The 21,201-nt window shown below is 57.9% G+C and carries 6 protein-coding genes and 1 pseudogene; 4 read left to right on the forward strand and 3 right to left on the reverse strand.

Annotated features, from left to right (window positions below; genetic code table 11):
• Positions 1–35 precede the first annotated feature (35 nt).
• Entirely contained in the window at positions 36–8,693 is an 8,658-nt protein-coding gene (locus tag L6D81_RS23555; protein ID WP_236182135.1) for a retention module-containing protein, read from the forward strand.
• Positions 8,694–8,767: 74 nt separating this feature from the next.
• Here the strand turns inward: L6D81_RS23555 and L6D81_RS23560 are convergent, their stop codons facing one another.
• Positions 8,768–9,226, reverse strand: coding sequence for a hypothetical protein (locus L6D81_RS23560; RefSeq protein WP_236182136.1), 459 nt, complete (start codon positions 9,224–9,226; stop codon positions 8,768–8,770).
• Between the two features lie 270 nt (positions 9,227–9,496).
• Positions 9,497–9,869, reverse strand: a pseudogene (locus L6D81_RS23565) (DUF6124 family protein).
• Between the two features lie 501 nt (positions 9,870–10,370).
• On the opposite strand from L6D81_RS23565, the gene L6D81_RS23570 reads away from it, so the two are divergent.
• The 3 genes from L6D81_RS23570 to L6D81_RS23580 all read left to right on the forward strand — a co-directional run bounded on the left by L6D81_RS23570 (position 10,371) and on the right by L6D81_RS23580 (position 16,901).
• Positions 10,371–12,320 carry a hypothetical protein gene (locus tag L6D81_RS23570; protein WP_236182137.1) on the forward strand — a complete coding sequence of 650 codons (1,950 nt, stop codon included), beginning with the start codon at positions 10,371–10,373 and terminating at the stop codon, positions 12,318–12,320.
• 114 nt (positions 12,321–12,434) lie between these two features.
• Positions 12,435–14,384, forward strand: a complete 1,950-nt coding sequence (locus tag L6D81_RS23575) for a hypothetical protein (protein ID WP_236182138.1) — start codon at positions 12,435–12,437, stop codon at positions 14,382–14,384.
• Between the two features lie 225 nt (positions 14,385–14,609).
• Positions 14,610–16,901, forward strand: a complete 2,292-nt coding sequence (locus L6D81_RS23580; RefSeq protein WP_236182139.1) for an autotransporter outer membrane beta-barrel domain-containing protein — start codon at positions 14,610–14,612, stop codon at positions 16,899–16,901.
• 152 nt (positions 16,902–17,053) lie between these two features.
• On the opposite strand, the gene L6D81_RS23585 is transcribed toward L6D81_RS23580, so the two are convergent.
• Positions 17,054–21,004 (reverse strand): Ig-like domain-containing protein, encoded by a 3,951-nt coding sequence (locus L6D81_RS23585; protein ID WP_236182140.1) that lies wholly within the window; start codon positions 21,002–21,004, stop codon positions 17,054–17,056.
• Between the last annotated feature and the right edge of the window lie 197 nt (positions 21,005–21,201).

Consider the following 21,201-nt stretch of genomic DNA (forward strand, 5'->3'; position numbering starts at 1 on the left):
CAGCGCCGACGGTGGTCGGCAGCGGAGGAATGCACATGGCAACGCTCATCGGGATCGTCACTAAAGTCATTGGTCAGGTTTTCGCTCAGTCGGCGGACGGCACGCGTCGCGCACTGGTCGAAGGCGATCGTCTGTTTGCAGGGGATCAATTGATCACCGGGGCGCAGGGCGCGGTTGCCGTCCATCTGCAAAACGGCCAGGAACTGACCCTCGGCCGCGACAGCAGCCTGACCATGACCGGCCAGTTGCTCGCCGATCAGGCGGCCCACGTCAATGCCCCGGAAGCGGTGACCCCGAGCGAGTCGCAACTGACCGACGTCGAACAGATCCAGAAAGCCATTGCCGCCGGCGATGACCCGACCCAGACCGCCGAAGCGACGGCGGCCGGGCCCGGCGCCACCGGTGGTGCGCCGGGCGCGCTGGGTGGCGGCCACAGTTTTGTGTTGCTGACCGAAGTGGCGGGCCGGGTCGATCCGGTCATCGGTTTCCCCACGGCCGGTTTCAACGGTATTCCCGAGTTTCCCGAAGAACGCCATAACGCTGTGATCGACAACGGTGACGGCCAGGCCGCCCCGATTGTTCCGCCACCACCGCCAGTCAACAACCCCGTCACACTCACCGGGCTGTCTGTTGCCGGTGGCGAATTGAATCTCAACGAAGCCAATCTGCCCGACGGTTCTGCCGCCAACCCTGGCGCGCTGACCCAGACCGGCAGCTTCACGGTGTCGGCGCCGGACGGCCTGAGCAGCCTGAGCATCGGTGGCATCAATGTGATTGTCGGCGGCGTGCCGATCGGTTTCCCGCAATCGATCACCACCCCACTGGGCAACACCCTGACCATCACCGGCTACAACCCGGCTACCGGCACGGTCAGCTACAGCTACACCCTCAACGGCAACGAAACCCACGCGGCGGGCGACGGTGCCAATAATCTCAGCGAACAGTTCACTGTGATTGCCGGCGACAGCAATGGCGACACGGCGACTGGCACGCTCGACGTCAACATTACCGACGATGTCCCGAAAGCGTTCGATGACAACAATGGCACGGCGTCAGAGACCCAACTGACCCTGACCGGCAACGTGCTGACCAATGATGTGCAAGGCGCCGACCGCGTACCCGTCGGCGAAAACGCCGGCCCGATCACCCCCGGTACCTTCATCGGGACTTACGGCACGTTGGTGCTGAACGCCAACGGCACGTACACCTACACCCTCAACACCAACGATGCAGACTTCAAGAACCTGCACGGCGGTGGCAACGGCACCGAGACTTTCACTTACACCCTGACCGATGCCGACGGCGACACCAGCACCGCGAACCTCGTCCTGCAGATCCACAACAACGACGACCCGGTGATCATCAACGGCCTCGACGTGAATGGTGGCGAACTCACCGTCTACGAAAAAAACCTCGGCGACGGCAGCAGCCCCGATGCTCCAGCCCTGACCCAAAGCGGCACCTTCACCATCACCGCGCTGGACGGCGTCACCACGCTGACCATCGGCGGCATCGCCGTGGTCACCAATGGCGTTGCCGCAGGCTTCCCGCAATCCACCGTCACCCCATTGGGCAGCACCCTGACCATCACCGGTTTCAACGCGGCCACCGGCGTGGTCAGCTACAGCTACACCCTGGTCGACAACGAAGCGCACCCGACTGCCAACGGCGCCAACGTGCTGAACGAGCAGTTCGCCGTGACCGTGGTCGATGACAACGGCACCACCGCCAACGGCACGCTGGACGTGAACATCGTCGACGACCTGCCAAAAGGCGTGGACGACAGCAACGCCGGCACCGCTTCGGAAACCAATCTCACATTGAGCGGCAACGTCCTGACCAACGACGTGCAAGGCGCCGACCGCGTACCGACTGGCACCAATGCCGGCCCGATCACCGCCGGCACGTTCACCGGGACTTACGGGACATTGGTGCTGAACGCCAACGGCACGTACACCTACACGCTCAATACCAGCGACGCTGATTTCAAAGCGCTGCACGGCGGCGGCAATGGCACCGAGACCTTCACCTACACAATCACCGATGCCGACGGCGACACCAGCACCGCGAACCTCGTGCTGCAGATCCACAACAACGACGACCCGGTAATCATCAACGGCCTCGACGTGAATGGCGGCGAACTCATTGTCTATGAGAAAAACCTCGACGACGGCAGCAGCCCCGATGCTCCAGCCCTGACCCAAAGCGGCACCTTCACCATCACCGCGCTGGACGGCGTCACCACGCTGACCATCGGCGGCATCGCCGTGGTCACCAATGGCGTTGCCGCAGGCTTCCCGCAATCCACCGTCACCCCATTGGGCAGCACCCTGACCATCACCGGTTTCAACGCGGCCACCGGCGTGGTCAGCTACAGCTACACCCTGGTCGACAACGAAGCGCACCCGACTGCCAACGGCGCCAACGTGCTGAACGAGCAGTTCGCCGTGACCGTGGTCGATGACAACGGCACCACCGCCAACGGCACGCTGGACGTGAACATTGTCGACGACCTGCCAAAAGGCGTGGACGACAGCAACGCCGGCACCGCTTCGGAAACCAACCTCACGTTGAGCGGCAACGTGCTGACCAATGACGTACAAGGCGCCGACCGCGTGCCTGTCGGCGAAAACGCTGGCCCGATCACCGCCGGCACGTTCACCGGGACTTACGGGACATTGGTGCTCAACGCCAACGGCACTTACACCTACACGCTCAATACCAGCGACGCTGATTTCAAAGCGCTGCACGGCGGCGGCAATGGCACTGAAACCTTCACCTACACCATCACCGATGCCGACGGCGACACCAGCACCGCGAACCTCGTCCTGCAGATCCACAACAACGACGACCCGGTGATCATCAACGGTCTCGACGTCAACGGTGGCGAGCTCACCGTCTACGAAAAAAACCTCGGCGACGGCAGCAGCCCCGATGCTCCAGCCCTGACCCAAAGCGGCACCTTCACCATCACCGCGCTGGACGGCGTCACCACGCTGACCATCGGCGGCATCGCCGTGGTCACCAATGGCGTTGCCGCAGGCTTCCCGCAATCCACCGTCACCCCATTGGGCAGCACCCTGACCATCACCGGTTTCAACGCGGCCACCGGCGTGGTCAGCTACAGCTACACCCTGGTCGACAACGAAGCGCACCCGACTGCCAACGGCGCCAACGTGCTGAACGAGCAGTTCGCCGTGACCGTGGTCGATGACAACGGCACCACCGCCAACGGCACGCTGGACGTGAACATTGTCGACGACCTGCCAAAAGGCGTGGACGACAGCAACGCCGGCACCGCTTCGGAAACCAACCTCACGTTGAGCGGCAACGTCCTGACCAACGACGTGCAAGGCGCCGACCGTGTGCCGACCGGCCCCAATGCCGGCCCGATCACCGCCGGCACGTTCACCGGGACTTACGGGACATTGGTGCTCAACGCCAACGGCACGTACACCTACACGCTGAACACCAGCGACGCCGACTTCAAGGCCTTGCACGGCGGCGGAAACGGCACTGAAACCTTCACCTACACCATCACCGATGCCGACGGCGATACCAGCACCGCGAACCTCGTGCTGCAGATCCACAACAACGACGACCCGGTAATCATCAACGGCCTCGACGTGAATGGTGGCGAACTCACCGTCTACGAGAAAAACCTCAGCGACGGCACCAGCCCCAACACCCCGGCGCTGACCCAGAGCGGCACCTTTACCGTTACCGCCCTCGACGGTTTGCAAACCCTGACCGTGGGCGGCATCGCCGTGATCACTAATGGCGTGGCAGCCGGCTTCCCGCAATCGACCGTCACCCCGCTGGGCAGCACGTTGACCATCACCGGATACGACCCGGCCACCGGCGTTATCAGTTACAGCTACACCCTGGTGGACAACGAAACCCATCCAACCGCCAACGGTGCCAACAGCCTCACCGAGAACTTCAATGTGGTGGCGACCGATACCGATGGCAGCACCGCCACCGGGCAGATCAACGTCAACATCATCGACGACCTGCCGACCGCCAAACCCGATGCAACGTCGGTGCAGGAGGGCGGCACCGTCAGCGGTAACGTGCTGGACAACGACATCGGCGGCGCCGACGGTCCGGCAGTCAGTGGCGCGGTGGTGGGCGTGCGCGCCGGCTCCGACACCTCGACCTCGGCCATCGGCGGCCTCAACAGCAACATCAACGGCAGCTACGGCTACCTGACCCTCGACGCCAACGGCAACGCGGTCTACCACAGCAACCCGAATGCCGTGAGCGGCCCGGGTGCGGTGGACGTGTTCGTGTACACCGTGCGCGATTCCGACGGCGATGAAAGCACCACCACCATCACCATCGACGTCTACAACAGCTGCCTCAAAGCAGTCAGCGATACCGACGTCACCGTGTACGAAAAAGCCCTCGACCTGACCAAGGACGGGCAAGACCTGGCCCCTGGCACGGTCACCGGCAGCGATCCGACCAGCACCGGCGAAACCGCGTCCGGCACGCTGGTCGGCTCGGTCACCGGCGCGGTCGGTGCGATCAGCTACGCACTGGTCGGCAGCGCCACCGGCAACTACGGGCAGATCGTGCTCAACCCCGACGGCACGTACACCTACACCCTGACCTCGCCGGCCAGCACCACCCCGCACGCCGACGACGGCGCCAACACCCTGACCGAAACCTTCACCTACCAGGCCACCGATTCGCTGGGCAACGTCGTCACCAGCAGCCTCGTGGTCAACATCGTCGATGACGTGCCGAAGGCGATCAACGACAGCAACGCCAACACCGCATCGGAAACCCAGTTGATCCTCAACGGCAACGTGCTGACCAACGACGTGCAAGGCGCCGACGTGGTGGCAACCGGCCCGAATGCCGGCCCGATCACCCCCGGCACCTTCACCGGCACTTACGGCACTTTGGTGCTCAATGCCAATGGCACCTACACCTACACGCTCAACACCAACGATGCCGACTTCAAAAACCTGCACGGCGGTGGCAACGGCACCGAGACCTTCACCTATACCCTGACCGATGCTGACGGCGACACCAGCACCGCCAACCTGGTGCTGAACATCCACAACAACGACGATCCGGTCATCCTCAACGGCCTCGACGTGTATGGCGGCGAGCTCACCGTCTACGAGAAAAACCTCAGCGACGGCACCAGCCCCGACACCCCGGCGCTGACCCAGAGCGGCACCTTCACCGTCACCGCCCTCGACGGTCTGCAAACCCTGACCGTTGGCGGTATTGCCGTGATGACCAACGGCGTGGCCGCCGGCTTCCCGCAATCGGCGGTTACCCCGCTGGGCAGCACGCTGACCATCACCGGTTACAACCCGGCCACCGGCGTGGTCAGCTACAGCTACTCCCTGGTCGATAACGAAACTCACCCGAACGCCAACGGCGCCAACAGCATCACCGAGAACTTCAACGTGGTGGCGACGGACACCGACGGCAGCACCGCGACCGGGCAGATCAACGTCAACATCATCGACGACCTGCCGACCGCCAAGGCCGACACCGGCTCGGTAGCGGAGGGCGGCACCGTCAATATCAGCGTGCTGGGCAATGACATCAGCGGCGCGGATGGCGCGGCGATCGTGGTCGGCGTGCGCGCTGGCGGCAACACCGCGACCTCGGCCATCGGCGGCCTCAACAGCAACATCAATGGCAACTACGGTTACCTGACTCTTGATGCTGCGGGTAACGCGGTCTATCACAGCAACCCGAACTCGGTAAGCCCGCCGGGCGCCACCGACACCTTTACCTACACCATTCGTGACAGTGACGGCGACGAAAGCACCACCACCATCACCGTCAACGTCGCCGACAGTAAACTCGTGGCCTCGACCGATCAGGACGTCACCGTCTATGAAAAAGCCCTCGACCTGACCCAGGACGGGCAAGACCTGGCCCCCGGCACGGTCACCGGCAGCGACCCGGGCAATACCGGCGAAACCGCGACCGGCACACTGGTGGGTTCAGTCAGCGGCGGCAGCGGGGCGATCACCTACACCCTGGTCGGCAGCGCCACCGGCACTTACGGGCAGATCCAGCTCAACGCCGACGGCACCTACACCTACACCCTGACCTCGGCGCCGAAAACCACGCCGAACGCCAACGACGGACCGAACACCCTGAGCGAAAGCTTCACCTACAAAGCCACCGATGCGCTGGGCAACAGCACCACCAGCAACATTGTGGTCAACATCGTCGATGACGTGCCAAAAGCGGTGGCATCGGATCGTTCGGTGGCGGCGGTGGAGATCGACTCCAACATCCTCATCGTTCTCGACATCTCCGGCAGCATGGCCGACGCCTCTGGTGTGCCGGGCCTGTCGCGGCTGGAACTGGCCAAGCAGGCGATCAGTGCCTTGCTCGACAAGTACGACGATCTGGGCGATGTGAAAGTGCAGCTCGTCACCTTCAGCAGCAACGCCACCGACCGCACTTCGGTGTGGGTCGATGTTGCGACGGCCAAGACCCTTCTGGCCGGGCTCAGCGCGGGCGGCGGCACCAACTACGACGCCGCCGTGGCGACCATGCAGACCGCGTTCAACACCTCGGGCAAACTCACCGGGGCGCAGAATGTCGGCTACTTCTTCTCTGACGGTAAACCCAACGAGGGCAACATCAACGCAGCCGACGAAGCTGCCCTGAAAAACTTCCTCGATGCCAACAACATCAAGAACTACGCGATCGGCCTGGGCAGCGGCGTGAGCAACGCCAACCTCGATCCGCTGGCGTACGACGGCATCACGCACACCAACACCAACGCGGTGGTGGTCACCGACCTCAATCAACTGAATTCGGTGCTCTCCGGCACCGTCGAAGGGGCCCCGGTCACCGGTTCGTTGATCGGTGAAGGCGGCACGTTCGGCGCCGATGGCGGGTTCATCAAATCCATCGTGGTCGACGGCACCACCTACACCTATGACCCGAAAGCCAACGGCGGCCAGGGTTCACTGGTCGCCAGCGGCGGCGCCAACCACGGCACGTTCAACACGGTGAACAACACCCTGAGCATCGCCACCAACAACAGCGGCACCCTGGTGGTCAATCTCGACACCGGCGACTACAGCTACACCTCGCAGAAAACCACCGCCGTGGTGATTACCGAGAACATCGGTTTCACCCTCAGCGACAACGACGGTGATCTCGCCAGCTCGACCCTGACCGTGAAAGTGATCCCCAACGCGCCTCCGGTGGCGGTGGACGACCACATCATCACCAACGTGCTGTCGGGCAACATCGTGGTGCCGGGCGAGCTGTTGCTGGCCAACGACACCGACCCCAACGGCGACACCCTCAACGCCACGCCAACCTCGTTCAACACCGGCTGGATCTCCAGGTCGGCAGATTTCACCGGCAGCGGCGCGATCAGCTTCACCGGCACCAACGCCAACACCGCCGCCAACCAGAACCTGGCCAACGTGCGTAATTCGTTCAGCGCCAACGCTGCCACCATGACCGCCGTGCTGGTGGTCAGCGGCTACCTCGGCGCGGTGACCAACACCAACGCCAACGATGAAGACCGCATCACCGTCAACCTGCGCCAGGGCGAAACCCTCAACCTGGACCACAACCTGGCGGCCGGTCGCATCACCATGGAGTACTCGATCAATGGCGGCGCGTATATCGCCCTCGCGGACGGCCAGACCCTGACCGCGACATCCGACGGCGTCTACCAGATCCACATCACCAACATCAGCAACACCACAGGCAACAACGTCAACGCCGCGGAAAACTACCAGCTGACGATGACCCTCAACTACGCCGGGGCCCACGACATCACCCCGGACTACCACGGCACCTACACCGCCAACGACAACCACGGCGGCAGCGATACGGCGAATGTGACCATCAGTTATCAGGACGGCCACACCCTCACCGGTACCTCGGGCGATGACGTACTGGTGGCCGGCACCGGCGACAACATCATCAACGCCGGCGACGGCAACGACGTGCTGACCGCAGGCGCCGGCAACAACGAACTGCACGGCGGCGCCGGCAACGACTTGCTCTACAGCGGCCCGGGCAACGACCTGCTCGACGGTGGCAGCGGTATCGACACCGCCAGCTACGCCCATGCGACCGCCGGGGTGACGGTCAACCTCGGCCTGCTCGGCGCGCAAAACACCATCGGTGCCGGCACGGACACCCTGACCGGTATCGAAAACCTGGTCGGCTCTAACTTCAACGACACCCTCACCGGCGACAACAATAACAACGTGATCAACGGCGGTCTGGGCAACGACATCCTCAACGGCGGCGGGGGCGATGACCTGCTGATCGGCGGGATGGGCAACAACACCCTGACCGGCGAAGCAGGGGCCGACACCTTCCAGTGGCTCAAAGGCAACAGCGGCCACGACCTCCTCACCGACTTCACCCCCGGCACCGACAAGCTCGACCTGTCGCAACTGCTGCAAGGTGAAAACGGCACGTCGGCGTCACTGGATGACTACCTGCACTTCACCGTCACCGGCAGCGGCGCCTCGGTCATGACCAGCATCGACGTCAGCGCCATGGCCGGCGCCACGCCGAACCAGACCATCGACTTGGCCGGCGTCAACCTCGCCAGCCACTACGGCGTGACACCGGGGGCGGGTGGTTTGATCGCCAGCGGGCACGACACGGCGACGATCATCAACGGCATGTTGAATGATCATTCGTTGAAGGTGGACACAGTTTGAACTGAGGGCTGAAACGACAAAACCCGCCGCCCCGATCAAATGGGACGGCGGGTTTTGTGTGTTCGGCGCTTTCGTCATTGCGCTTTTAAGAAATCCAATCCCCACCATTCATGTCTGGGCATATTGAATTCGATTCCAGCAATATCTTTGCCACTAAACTCAACCAGAACGGCATCGCCGACAGAAACCTCCAGCGTGACAGAGCCCAATGGATCTCCTTTACTGTTGTAGTAATGAACCTCTACATCGCCTTTATCAATGACCCATGAATGGTAGAAGCTCACTGTTGAGTAAGTGGCATTTATAAAGTCCAGTCTTGCTCTTTGCGGGCCTAGATTCTTTCCGATGCAGAACGTCAGCAGCTTACCTTCACGTCGACCTGGGATTGGTGGGAAGTCGCCTGGGATTTTTTCAAGCGAAGCAATGCCCATTGGACCCTTTCCGGATAAATGGGTGAGCTTCATGCCGTCCAGTGTGAGTGACTCGCCTTCAGCGATAGTGCTCTCTGGATATTTATCAAAGTCTTCAATCATTGTGTGTCTCCAGGCTACAACAAGTAGGAAAGTTGAACGGTGCGGCGGGCTGATGGCCCATTTCATCCCGAAAGAGCTGTCTGCCTTCAGAGTGTCGGAGTCAAACAAGCCCAGCATGCTTAGCGTTGAACTGGCAGGGTGCTCCCGTCAGTTGGAGTTATTCAACGCTGGAACGGCGAGTTGCACACCTGTCAGATCTGACAGGTGTGCAACGGAACTGGACGAACGGTATCGATGGAGACTTCACCGGCAGCGGTTCACCTACTTTCTCTACACCGCCGTTTCGGTTTTCAGCTCCAGATTATCCAGCACCCGATTCACCGCCAGCTCCCCCAGCATGATCAACTGCGCAATCCCCAACAACACATGCCGCTGCGACCCATCCACCAGCCCGGCGAAGTCATTGGCCATGGTCTTGGCCGAAGTCAGGGTTTCGCAGGCGTCGGCCAGCAGTTCTTCGCTGTCGATGCCGGGGGCGATGAGGTAGCGGGTATTGGGTTTGAGCAGCGGTTTGCGGGGGAGGAGGGGGATTGAGGTAATGGTCGAGGGCGCGCTCGGCGGCTTCGTGGAATTTCTTGGAATCGAGGGTTTCGTAGGGGGAAGTCGAATCGACTTCCGGCGGGTTGGGTGTGGGTTTGATCATGGTAAAGCTCCTTGAGAAATGGAGCCGTCAACCATCGCTGCTAAACGAAGAGGTGGCGGCTGTACGGGGGTTAGCAGACCAGGCTCAAGGATCCCGGCGCACCGAAGTGCCCCACGCAAAGCCGCCATAACGTAATGGCGAGACCCGCGAGCCCTGAGAATTGCCGAGCTGCTAAACCCGATCACTGAAAAGTCAGCGACCGCCAAACAATAGAACCCGCCCCCAAGGCGCACAAGCCGGCGGATTCTGGCTTACGTGTAGGCTTCGGCGCAAGGATGCGTAGCCAGAGTCAGTCACCGATCCGGTTTGTTAAACATTTCTGTTTATGCCGCTCTATCGAGTTGGTTACGGCCCCCCATCTCCGACGAACGGTAGCAATACCTGTAATTTCTGACAGTAGCCAGTCGTGCACGCCAAGCGCTAAATAAAAGCCAGTCGTTCGAGGGACGTTGTCGCTGGTAACTCCCTGAACCACCTTTATATGGTATTGGGGATGCAAACATGTCTGCTGCCAAGCCTCCCGTTCAGCAAAATGCGCCTGTCGGTGATTCGAGTCTGCTGTTGGACAAGCCCAAAGTCCCCGCGGTACTGGACGAGGATGACCCTGCTGGTTTGTTGCCCGTAGAAGCCTTGGGGCAGGACCTGGTGGTTGAGTACATGGGATGGGATTTCACTGTTGTTCCGAACCGTCAGGATCTCGTGGAACTTGGTTTCACCCCTCTGAATTCCCTATTCGTTCCGGTGAATGAGCGACTGTACGATACGCCGATCGAGAATCTTCCACTGCCTCAGACGCTCACTGTTCCGCGAGACCTGCTGAGTCAAGGGGTTTATGAGGTTTCCATCAGGGTTTCTCCCAGTCTGCAAAACCCTACAGAGTCTCCGCGAAAGAAAATCACCATTGACACCACCATGCCTGACTTTGGCAGACAACCGAAGGAGGGGATCTTTCCAGCTGAGTTGAACGGTACGCTTACCGAAGCGTACTTGTCTCAGCACGGACAAGTCATCATTGAGGTGCCTTTTTACACGGATGTGACCGCAAAAGATCGCGCCGTTTATTTCTGGACAGACCAGAACCCGCCGCCCAGTGGTGAAACCGAAATTCGTGAACAGGAATTCAGTGAGCAGGACATCATTGATCAGCGCTTGTTTGTGACGGTGTATGCCGATGAGATACGGCCCTGGAAGGGAGGAATACGCTACTTCTATTACAAATTGAGAGATCGCGCCGGCAACACCGGGCCGATTTCCGTACTGGCTCCCATCTTCGTCGATCTGACTCCGTTGCCGGGCGCCTTGCCTTCTCCAAGAGTGGTACTGCCCCGTAACCTGATCGATCGCCAGCAGGCGCGTGATGGTGTGACGGTCGAGATCGATCCATACGACTTTCCGGACTCCGGGCATAAGGTGGCGGTGTTGTGGGATGGAACACCATTGGTAGAGGTTCCGGTCGATCCAGCCGACTTTCCGCAAAAAATCACCGTTCCCTGGGTTGCGTTGCAGGGACAGGGAGACGGCCCACTGCGCGCTGTTGTGAACTATCGGATTCGCCTTGCCGATGGCAGTTACACACTGCCGTCGCCCTCGATCTCCGTTGCTGTCGATCTGACAGTGGCCGGGCAGGATCACCCTGAAGCCCCAGCTCTCCTGAATAAACGCTTGGCCAAGCTGGAAGTGCGCGGTCGAGAATCCGACCTGCCCAACAAGCTGGTGGGTCTTGATTACGGGTTGTCGGCGAGGGCGTTGCTGACGCTGTACGACAATCCTCAACCGTATGAAACGATTGATGTGTACTGGGGGGCATTCCCCGATCCGGTTGCCAGTTACGAAGTTCAGTTTGGTGATGGCGCAGGCAAACCCCTGGACATCGAGATTCTCTGGAAGTACATCGAGCCTGACCTGCAAAACCCGAAGCTGCCGGTTCATTACGTCACCCGCAATGGTGTGAATGATCAACTGTCGCGCGTCACCGAGGTCGAGGTGTCGATGGTGGTCTTCAACGATCTCAAGGAAGTGGAATTTCCTCATGCAGGCAGAGAAGGGGTTTTGCACTGCTGCTCCGTACCTCGATTATGGGACGGAGTAACGGTACATATCCCACCCGATCCCCGGTTCACGGACAAGGACGAAATCACGCTCTTTTGGCAGGGATGCAGGGGGCCGAACGGTTCTGACCCGATTGAGGGTGTTTATGATGAGATCGTCAAAGAACTGGATCCGGTCAGCGTCGTCGAGGGACTCGATGTAGTTGTTGAAGACTATGCAACGCTCATCGCCCCAATGGTTAATCAAGGGTCCGCGTTGGTGCGGTATGTATTGAATAAACGAGATGGCGGTATTGGAAGGTCTCGTCCAGAGTTTGTGGTTATCAATCGAACCATGCCCAGTGGAGAAATCTGCTCACCTGAAAATGAAGTCGATTGTTCAGGATTTCCCTCGGGTGAATAAGTTCTAGGTGCATACGATAAGTGGTGTTAGCGGTTGAGTTTGATACTCAAACTGTCGGAATTTATTTTTCGTAAACGGAGGGCTGCCTCCATTGGCTTGACGGGAGAAAGTGCAATGAGCATTTATAAAAAGGTTATTGATAATGATCCAGGTCGTGCAGCAATGAAAGCCGCACGCCTTGCCAGAGCGGCGCGGACAGCGACGGCTCCAGAGCTTGAAGGTTTGCTGGATAATGTTTCAGGAGATGACCCTAATAAGCTGCCAAAGTCACGACAAGGGATGGACAATAATGTTTTGATTAAGGAGGTTCTGGAAATTTCTCCTCCGCCTCCACCCAACCGACCTATCACGCTTCAGCTGCTGTGGAATGGAGTTCCCGTTGGCGATCCTGTTAATACAGTTACGCCCGTTGATACTTCACAGACACTCGTTCTGCCAGGTGCTGCAACTGTCGCTGAGGGTGTGTTTCTCTTGGGTTATAGATTGATTTATTCTGGCAATACGAAGGACTTTGAGTCGCCCGTGCCTATTTATATAGATAAAACGCCACCTAACAAGGACGTTGCCGGTGATCCGGTCGAACTGCTAGGGATCTACGCTGACAATCTAATTACCAAAGAGCGCCTTGAAGCCAATCCCGAGATCGAGATAAAGATTCCTCTTACTACTGATCGTAAGACTGGCGACATTTTCGATGTTTTTATGGGGGTGAGTGAACCGGGAACTTACATTGGTTCCTTTACCGCACCTGACGATGAGACCTCGGACCAGATTGTCAAAATGACCAAGGCCCAGGTCGAAAACGGTCGTGAAGGTGATCGTATCATCTACTATAAGCCAAGAGATCGGGTGGGCAACGAGGGACACAGCTCACACGAGCTTGACATTGTTGTCGAATTGACGCCGGCGCCCAGCAATCTGAAGCCACTGCAGGTGCCTGAAGCTCCTGACCCCGATAACCTCATCACTATCAAGGATGCGTTCCCTGATGTGGGAGTAGTCGTTCCATCTTATGACAACGCTCGTACAGGAGATGAAGTCGAGTTGATCTGGGATGGAATTCCGCAACCACGCAAGGATGTTGTCGTGGGAGAGGCAACGATTTTCGATGTTCCTTATGATCATGTGAAACGCAACGGGCTCGGGCCCCGGCCGATTAGCACGTTATATTCAATATGGCGTGGCGATAAGGAATACCCTGAAACGACTCCGGTCCCGGTGAATGTCGATCTAAGACGGGCGGGAACACTTCCGCCTGACCCAGAAGATCCTGAAATCGGAAATCCGGACCTGGCTCCGGTAACCGTTCAGGCAAAAAACACGACCGATCCCAACAAATTTGAACTTATAGACGCGGGGGAAGTAGGAACTGCGACTACCGTTATTGATAAAGTGCGCGAGACGGGCGATGTCTATCAGTTGTATTGGAACAAGGTGGCAGTTCCTGGTCCCCGAGGTAAGTACACTGTCGACGGTACTGAGTCGGATGACGATCCAGTGGAGTTTGAAATTCCAGGCGACTTTATCATCGCGCAAGGTAACGACTCTGCGATTCCTGTCCATTATGAAATCACCAATCCGACATTTCCGGATAACAACGCTAATCCTTCTCTTCGTCAACCGGTCAGTGTGTATGTTGTTGAGGTAAAACTGCCTGAAGTGAAAGTTGCCAATACGGTAACTCAAAGTGGAGTAGAGTTTCTTAATTGCTCTTCGCTCAGGAATATTTCCAACGTGGGGAGGGCAGCCGTGGTCGATATGAAGGGCGGTGCGCCTTTGGAGCCCGGCATGAACTTGTCATTTGTTTGGAAAGGCACAACGTTTGATGATGATGGGCAGCCTGTGCCTGTAGATGATTTTCCAATCACAAAGACACTGAGTGGTAATGAACATCAGGATGGGTTTTCAGTTTATCTACCTCTTGCACCAGCACTTGAACCGATCAAGGACGGGGTTGGGGAAATTAGTTGCACAACAGTGATCGATGGGCGTGATATTGGTTCGAACAAGCATACAGTGCAAGTGGTTGTGCGGGATGGTGATGGTAAACCATGCCCTGTTTAGAGGGGAAAAGTTGATAAAAAGGAAGATTTTATCTTCCTTTTTTATTAGTCAAAGCGCGTGGTGCTGATGGGTGGGTGAGGGTGGTATGACTCTTAAGTTTGATGATTTGGTGGAGCGACTATTCATCAACGATTTTCGGATTTCTCCTACATAAAAAATAGGATTTGCTCAATAAGCTGCGCGCCTCCCTCTCGGTATCAGACGATCTTTTCTGGAGTAGCTGTCATGAAGAAGTATTTGTTGCGGGCCTCGACTAATCCTGTCTGGAAGGTGAGCATTCCGTTCGTTTTGCCGGCGCTTGTCTTCAGTCCTTTATCCATGGCATTGACGACTGTCGGGGCTGGTCAAAACGTCAACATCAATGCGTCCACGCTCACCGACAATTACCTGGTAGTCGATGGAGGGACTTTGAATACGAATGGCGCACAAACTTTCGAAGTGTTTATCCAGTCCGGGTCGACGCTCGATGCAGTTGGCGGCACGTTTGCCGGACGCAATGGCAATAGTGCAATCAGCGTTTTCAACGGTAAAGCCACTTTGAATGGCACGACACTGACCAGTGATACCGCAGCGCTGTGGGTGGCACGTCAGTCCGGTTCCACCACGGGGTCGACGGCAGTGGTCAGCGAAAGTGTTCTCAGGGGTGGAACATCGGGTGTGCTGATTACCGGACTGAGTTCGCTTGAACTCAACGGCGGTGAGGTTTCAGGTCTTCGGGCCAATAGCGTGGGCATCGACTATTTCGGTGGCAGTGTCAGCGCGAACGGAACCAGGATCAGTGGTGGTGAGAACGGCGCTCGGATTGCGGCAGATGGAGCGGGGCTCGAAGATTCGCACTTGAGGTTGAACGGGGCGACCCTCGAAGGTCGGACAGGTGCTGCCATTCTCATTGAAGATGGCGCACAGGCAACTATCGAAGTGCTCAACAATTCGCAACTGCTCGCCGGCAACAACTTCCTGCTCGACGTTCAGGGCGCATCCAGCGCCACCATGACCGTCGCCAATAGCGAGTTGCAAGGCAACATCAACATCGCCGGCAACAGCACCGGCAACCTGACCTTCGATCAAGGCCGAATGACTGGCGATGTGCTGGTCGAAAACGGTTCGACCGCCAACGTTACCCTGCAGAACAGCTCGCAATTCACCGGCCGTCTCGACAAGGTCAATGGCGTGACCGTCAACAATGGTTCGATCTGGACCCTGACCGGCAACGACAATGTAGGAACGCTCGCCATGAACGGTGGGATGGTTCGCTTTGGCGCGCAGGATGTGCCGAATCAGTTCTACCAGTTGAACGTCGGTACGCTGGCCGGCTCACCGGATGGTTCCAGTGCCCTTGCCATGAAGGGCAACTTCGCTACGGGCCAGCATGACTTTCTCAATGTCACCGGTGTGGCGACCGGATCGTTCGGGTTGCTGGTGGCGGCATCCGGTCTGGATGCCGTGAACCCTCAGCAACTGACGCTGGTGCACACAGCCGCTGGCGATGCGCAATTTGCTTTGACGGGCGGGCGAGTGGATCTCGGTGCCTGGTCCTATGACCTGGCCCAGCGCCCGGTTGGAACGAGCGGCACAGAATGGTTCCTGGATCCGACCACCCAGGTCATCAGCCCGGGCGCCAGCGCGGTGAAGGCCTTGTTCAACGCACCGATTACCCTGTTGTACGGTGAAGCGAACTCGCTGCGCAGCCGCATGGGTGAGTTGCGGTTCAACGGTGGTCAGTCGGGCGCCTGGGCGCGCACCTATGGCAACCAGTACAACGTATCCGAAGGCTCCGGGGTGGCGTACACCCAGAACCAGCAGGGGCTTTCTCTCGGGGCTGATGCCCGAGTGAATGACAGCGATGTGCTGGTGGGCGTGATGGGTGGTTTCAGCCAGTCCGATCTGAATCTCGATCACGGTACTTCAGGGACGGTCAAGAGTTACTACGTCGGGCCATATATCACCTGGATGGACCAAGACACCGGTTACTACGTTGACGGTGTTCTGAAATTCAACCGGTTCCAGAATGAGGCCAAGGTCGGTTTAAGCGACGGTACGCGTGCCAAGGGCGATTACGACAACTGGGGCGTCAGTGCTTCAGCGGAAATCGGCCGTCACATCAAGTTAAGCAACGATTACTTCATCGAACCTTTCGCGTTGTTTTCGGCAGCGCAGATTCAGGGCAAACGCTTCAGCCTGGATAACGACATGGAGGCGGATGGCGACCATACCCGCTCGCTGCTGGGCAAGGCCGGTACCACGTTCGGGCGTAATTTCGACATAGGCAACGGCGCGGTGGCGCAGCCTTATGTGCGTGCTGCGATTGCCCATGAGTTCGCCAATAACAACAAGGTCAAGGTTAACGAAAACAACGTGTTCAACAATGACTTGTCAGGTTCCCGGGCGGAGTTTGGTGCGGGGGTGGCGGTGGCCCTGTCGGAGAAGTGGCAGGTCCATGTCGATCTGGACTATTCCAATGGGGAGCATATTGAGCAGCCGTTTGGGGTGAATTTTGGGGGGCGGTACAGCTTTTAACTACTGTTTGGTAAAGGGAGGGTGTTTCGTAATCAGCGAGATACCTTAACGGCCGCTGTTCTGTCGATGAGCAGCGGCCTTGTCATTTCTGTTGATTGGTTTTGCCTGATGCCGTTGGACACTCTTTGCGCAAGAGTGTCCAGGAACGATGCTTAAGGTTTAATGCCAACTCCAAGTTGGAATGTGATACCCATGTAATAATTTTCCGCTCCGGTTACCAGGTTTTTACAGTGATAAAACGGGTTGGGATTGATAGGCACAGGCCTTTCCTCCCACGTCCAATACATTCCGTCGCCCATTGGCCAGCGACCTCCATAAGCGCTGTGTATTTCCCGTAACTCGCCCAACGAAGGCACCCTTGCTCCCTGGTTACGAGCAGCGTCCATAATGTTCGCCCACCAATTATTACCCAGCCCGATACAATGTATGACACCTGTCACGGTCACGGTATAGCTCTTTGACTGGTTGGCATTATCCGTGGCCGTGATGCGTGCTTCACCTCTTCCCCTTACGGTTACCAGACCGTTTCCATCAACATGAGCCACCGCAGTGTTACTGGATGAATACCTATAACCGGGTTGGCCTCCAGAGGCCTGATGATGAACGGAGGTCCCTGGGCCGAAAGCAGGAAGGAGATTGGGGCTGCTGGGAATCAGGTAGATCTTGCCGCTTAAAGTCACCGGGTTAGTGTTGAAGTTCAGCGGTGGAATCGGCGAGATGACCCGGAACGTGCGTGCGCCTGAGAACTGCCCGGTACTCACGGCCTTCACCGTGATCGAGTGGGAGCCCAGCCCGACTCCCAGTGTCGTTTCCCAGGTCGAGCCTGTAGCACGCACTGTGTGTTTGGACACGTTGTTGTCGTAGATCTGCACCTGATGGTCGGGGGTGACATTACCTCGCAGTCTGACGGTGGTGCTTTTGGTCTCCGCACCATTCTGCAGTTCACTGACGCCATCGTGCACAGATGTGATCGTCACGGGAGTGTGGGCGGCAACCTTGAATTTCCAGGGATCGCTTTCTACCGGATTTGCGGGATACAACGCTTTTGCAGTCAGACTATGATCCGTCACTGTCAGGTTCGAGACGGAGGCATTCCATAGCTTGTCTGTCCCGACGCTGACAGGTGACCCGACCGGTGCCCCGTTGTTGTAAATCTGGATCTGTTCTTTCGGTGTTGCGCTTCCTTGCACGGCAACCGTTCTGTCATAGGTGGTTCCGTTCTGATTGACCGGCCCTTGGGTGTCAGTTACCGAGGTGATTGTCGGGGAAATGAAATCGGCAGCCGTGAACACTCTCGGCGGGTCAGATACAGGGTTGCTGCCATATTCGGCCCTGGCTGTCAGTCTGTAGAGGGTCGGAACCAGATTGCTTAAGACGTAATCCCAATCCCCCGTTGATTTCACGTCCACGGTTTCGATCGGGTTGACCCCATTGATCAGCGTGATTTTTTCATTCGGACTGGCTTTGCCGTGAAGCGTGACACTCTTGTAGTAGGTTGTACCATTTGGTTCTACATCACCCCGAATGTCGACCACGCGGGAAATCGTCGGGGTGACGGCTTGTCGTACATGGAAGGAATAGGGCGGACTCGTTTCCGGCAGAATGACGTACAGCGCCTTTGCAGTGAGCACATATTCTCTTACCTGCAAATTTGGAAGGGTGTAACGCCAGATTCCTTCTGGATCGACGGGCAGGTCGATGACTGGCGTGCCACGTTCCTGGAGCTGAATGCGCTCGTTGGGTGTCGCGCTGCCTTCGATGACAACGCTGTTGTCGTAGGTAATCGTCCCGGATGCGACAAGGCCTCTGGAGTCCATGATTTTGAGAATCTCCGGGGTCTCGGCGAACTTGACTTCAAAGGTTCGGGGATCGCTGGTGACCGGCTCGGCGTCATAAAGTGCCTTGGCTGTTATGCTGTAGATTTTCTCGGTCAGGTTGCTGACCTTGCGGTTCCATTCACCTTTTGCATCCACGGGCGCGCTGCCCAGTGACGTCGAAACTGCATCAAACAGCTCAACGGTTTCATCGCGAGTTGCGGTGCCTTTGACGGTGACCTCCTTGTCGCGGGTTTTTCCGCCCTCGGGTACATCACCACGGTTATCTGTCACACCGCTGATGACCGGCGTCACCCAGTCGTAACGGGTTCTGATCGTCAAGCCATAGCGCGGGAAGTCGATGGCCTCGTCTTCTTTCGTACTGCCGTCGAAGGCGACTTTGCAAACCACTGTTGCCGATGTGGAATGCCCCAGTTTCATCAGCTCACTTCTAGGCAGGATTTCATTCAACCCGTTACCGACTTGCGCGAGATTGATTTCCTCGCCATCGAGCATCCGGATGACATAGTCGCTGCCCGTTGTCGTCTTGCCTTCCAGCCTCAGCCAGAGGCGTTGTTTGAGTGCAATGAACGACCATGCTGATACGAGCGCGTTCGCATCACCGTTGAACGTCATCAGATCGAGAACATCATCATTTGCCAAAGGTATGCGTGGACGCGGCCAGTCGTTTTCAGGGTCCTTGAAGTTGGAAACATACAAATCCAGTGACTCGGAGGGAGTGGTAAAACCATAGCGTGACACGTCATAACCGACGCTCACTCGTCGGTCGATGTTGGCGCCGATCACGGGGCTGCCTATGCGAAACGTGACGGTTCCACTTACATGACCCGGCAATTCAAGATCAAGTGAAGTGCCTTCACCCGGTGTACCGATCCATTTGAGCCTGATGGTATCCAGGTTCGGCTTCATACTTTCGTAACTGACGCGTACGTCCACGCCGTTGAGGCCGTCTTTGGGGTCTAAAATGTCCGCGGGGGCCTGAATGACTTTGGGCTTGGGCAGTTCGCCAACCAATTCACCTATTAAAAGATTCAGCGCTGCGGAATGTTCGTAGCGCTGGGTGGAGGTGCGCCATAGCGAGTAACGCACCTTGACGTACTGCCCGATATTGCCCGTGACATACTCCGCAGGCACTCGGAAACGCAGCGGTTTACCCGCGCTCAGCGAGGTGATGGGCACCCAGTCGCTGATGCTGCTCAACGGATGGGTCCCTTGCCAGTACCAGGTCACGATGTCGTCTTTTTGTGTCGGCGGATCCGCGATGTATATGTGGACGACGTCGAAGACTTTGGAAGGGTCGAGCACGTCCTTGTCTTTGTCGGCTTCTTCCACCTCGGGTCTTGGCAATGTCGCGGTGACGGCTTGCACCTTGACCAACAGATGTTCCGAATGACTGACGCCGTAAAGCTCCGGCTTGTCATTGGAAACGATGTACCAAAGATCGAGGCTGCCCTTGTCGAGCACGATGATGTGCTCTTTGTCGACATAAACAGTGAAACCGCCTTCTTTTGCCTCATTGTCACTGACGGTGTGACTGGCTTCGTGGACATAGGGCTGACCGTTGGACTTTTTGCCTATCCAGCGAATGGCGACCAGATCGCCATTTGCAATTTTCGCGTACCTGATTCGCACCGTGGCATAAGCTCGGTCCGATTCAAGTATGTCCCCCACCAACTCGTCAATCGTCGGTGCGTCCGGCATCGAAACGTCACCCACCACGTCGGCGAATTCACGTTTGGAGGATAACGGCGGACTTGCGTCTGCTTTGGTCAGTACGTAGGAGGCATCGGCCCGGCCCATGGCGATGGCGCGGACTTGCACGTACGGCACCTTGAACTCCATGACACTCGGGATGTTCGTCACCGGTCTGGATTGCGTATGAATCAGCGGCTTGCCGGTGAAGGGAGTGCCGATCCAGGTCATGGTTACCGAGTCGTTCAGCGCGAAGTCCGAACCCTGGATATGGACCTGGACCGTGACGTCCTGCTGGTTCAAGTTGATGATCGTGATAATGCCGTTGACCGATTCGCTGATAATCGGGGCTGGCAGGCGCCAGGCGCCGGCGTCTACAGCGATCTGCGTGCGTTTGGAGTGCCGGGATGCCCAGTTCCAGACTAAATCAAAAGGGTGGTACTTGATTTCCAGTGCCCTGCTGTCACCCCCTGCCAGAATGTCTTCCTGTTTGACGAGGATCACGATGGGGTCCTTGCCGTCCGCCTGATTTTGCGTGACGAGAAGAGGCGTCAGGGTATGACTGCCCCAGCGCATCAGAATCGTGTCTCCCGCCCTGATTTCCGGGTAAGGAGGAACCGTCAGGGGAACCCCTTTTTTTGCCCACTGTCCCGTCCTGAATAAGGTTTACACCTTCTGATCTATTTTCAGGAGGACGTAATGGAAACGGCTAAAAGGCGTAGTCAGCGAGACTACACGCTGACTTTTAAATTGTCGGTCGTGGATCAGGTCGA

It is taken from the genome of Pseudomonas sputi (assembly GCF_021603585.1).
GTDB classification, from domain to species: domain Bacteria; phylum Pseudomonadota; class Gammaproteobacteria; order Pseudomonadales; family Pseudomonadaceae; genus Aquipseudomonas; species Aquipseudomonas sputi.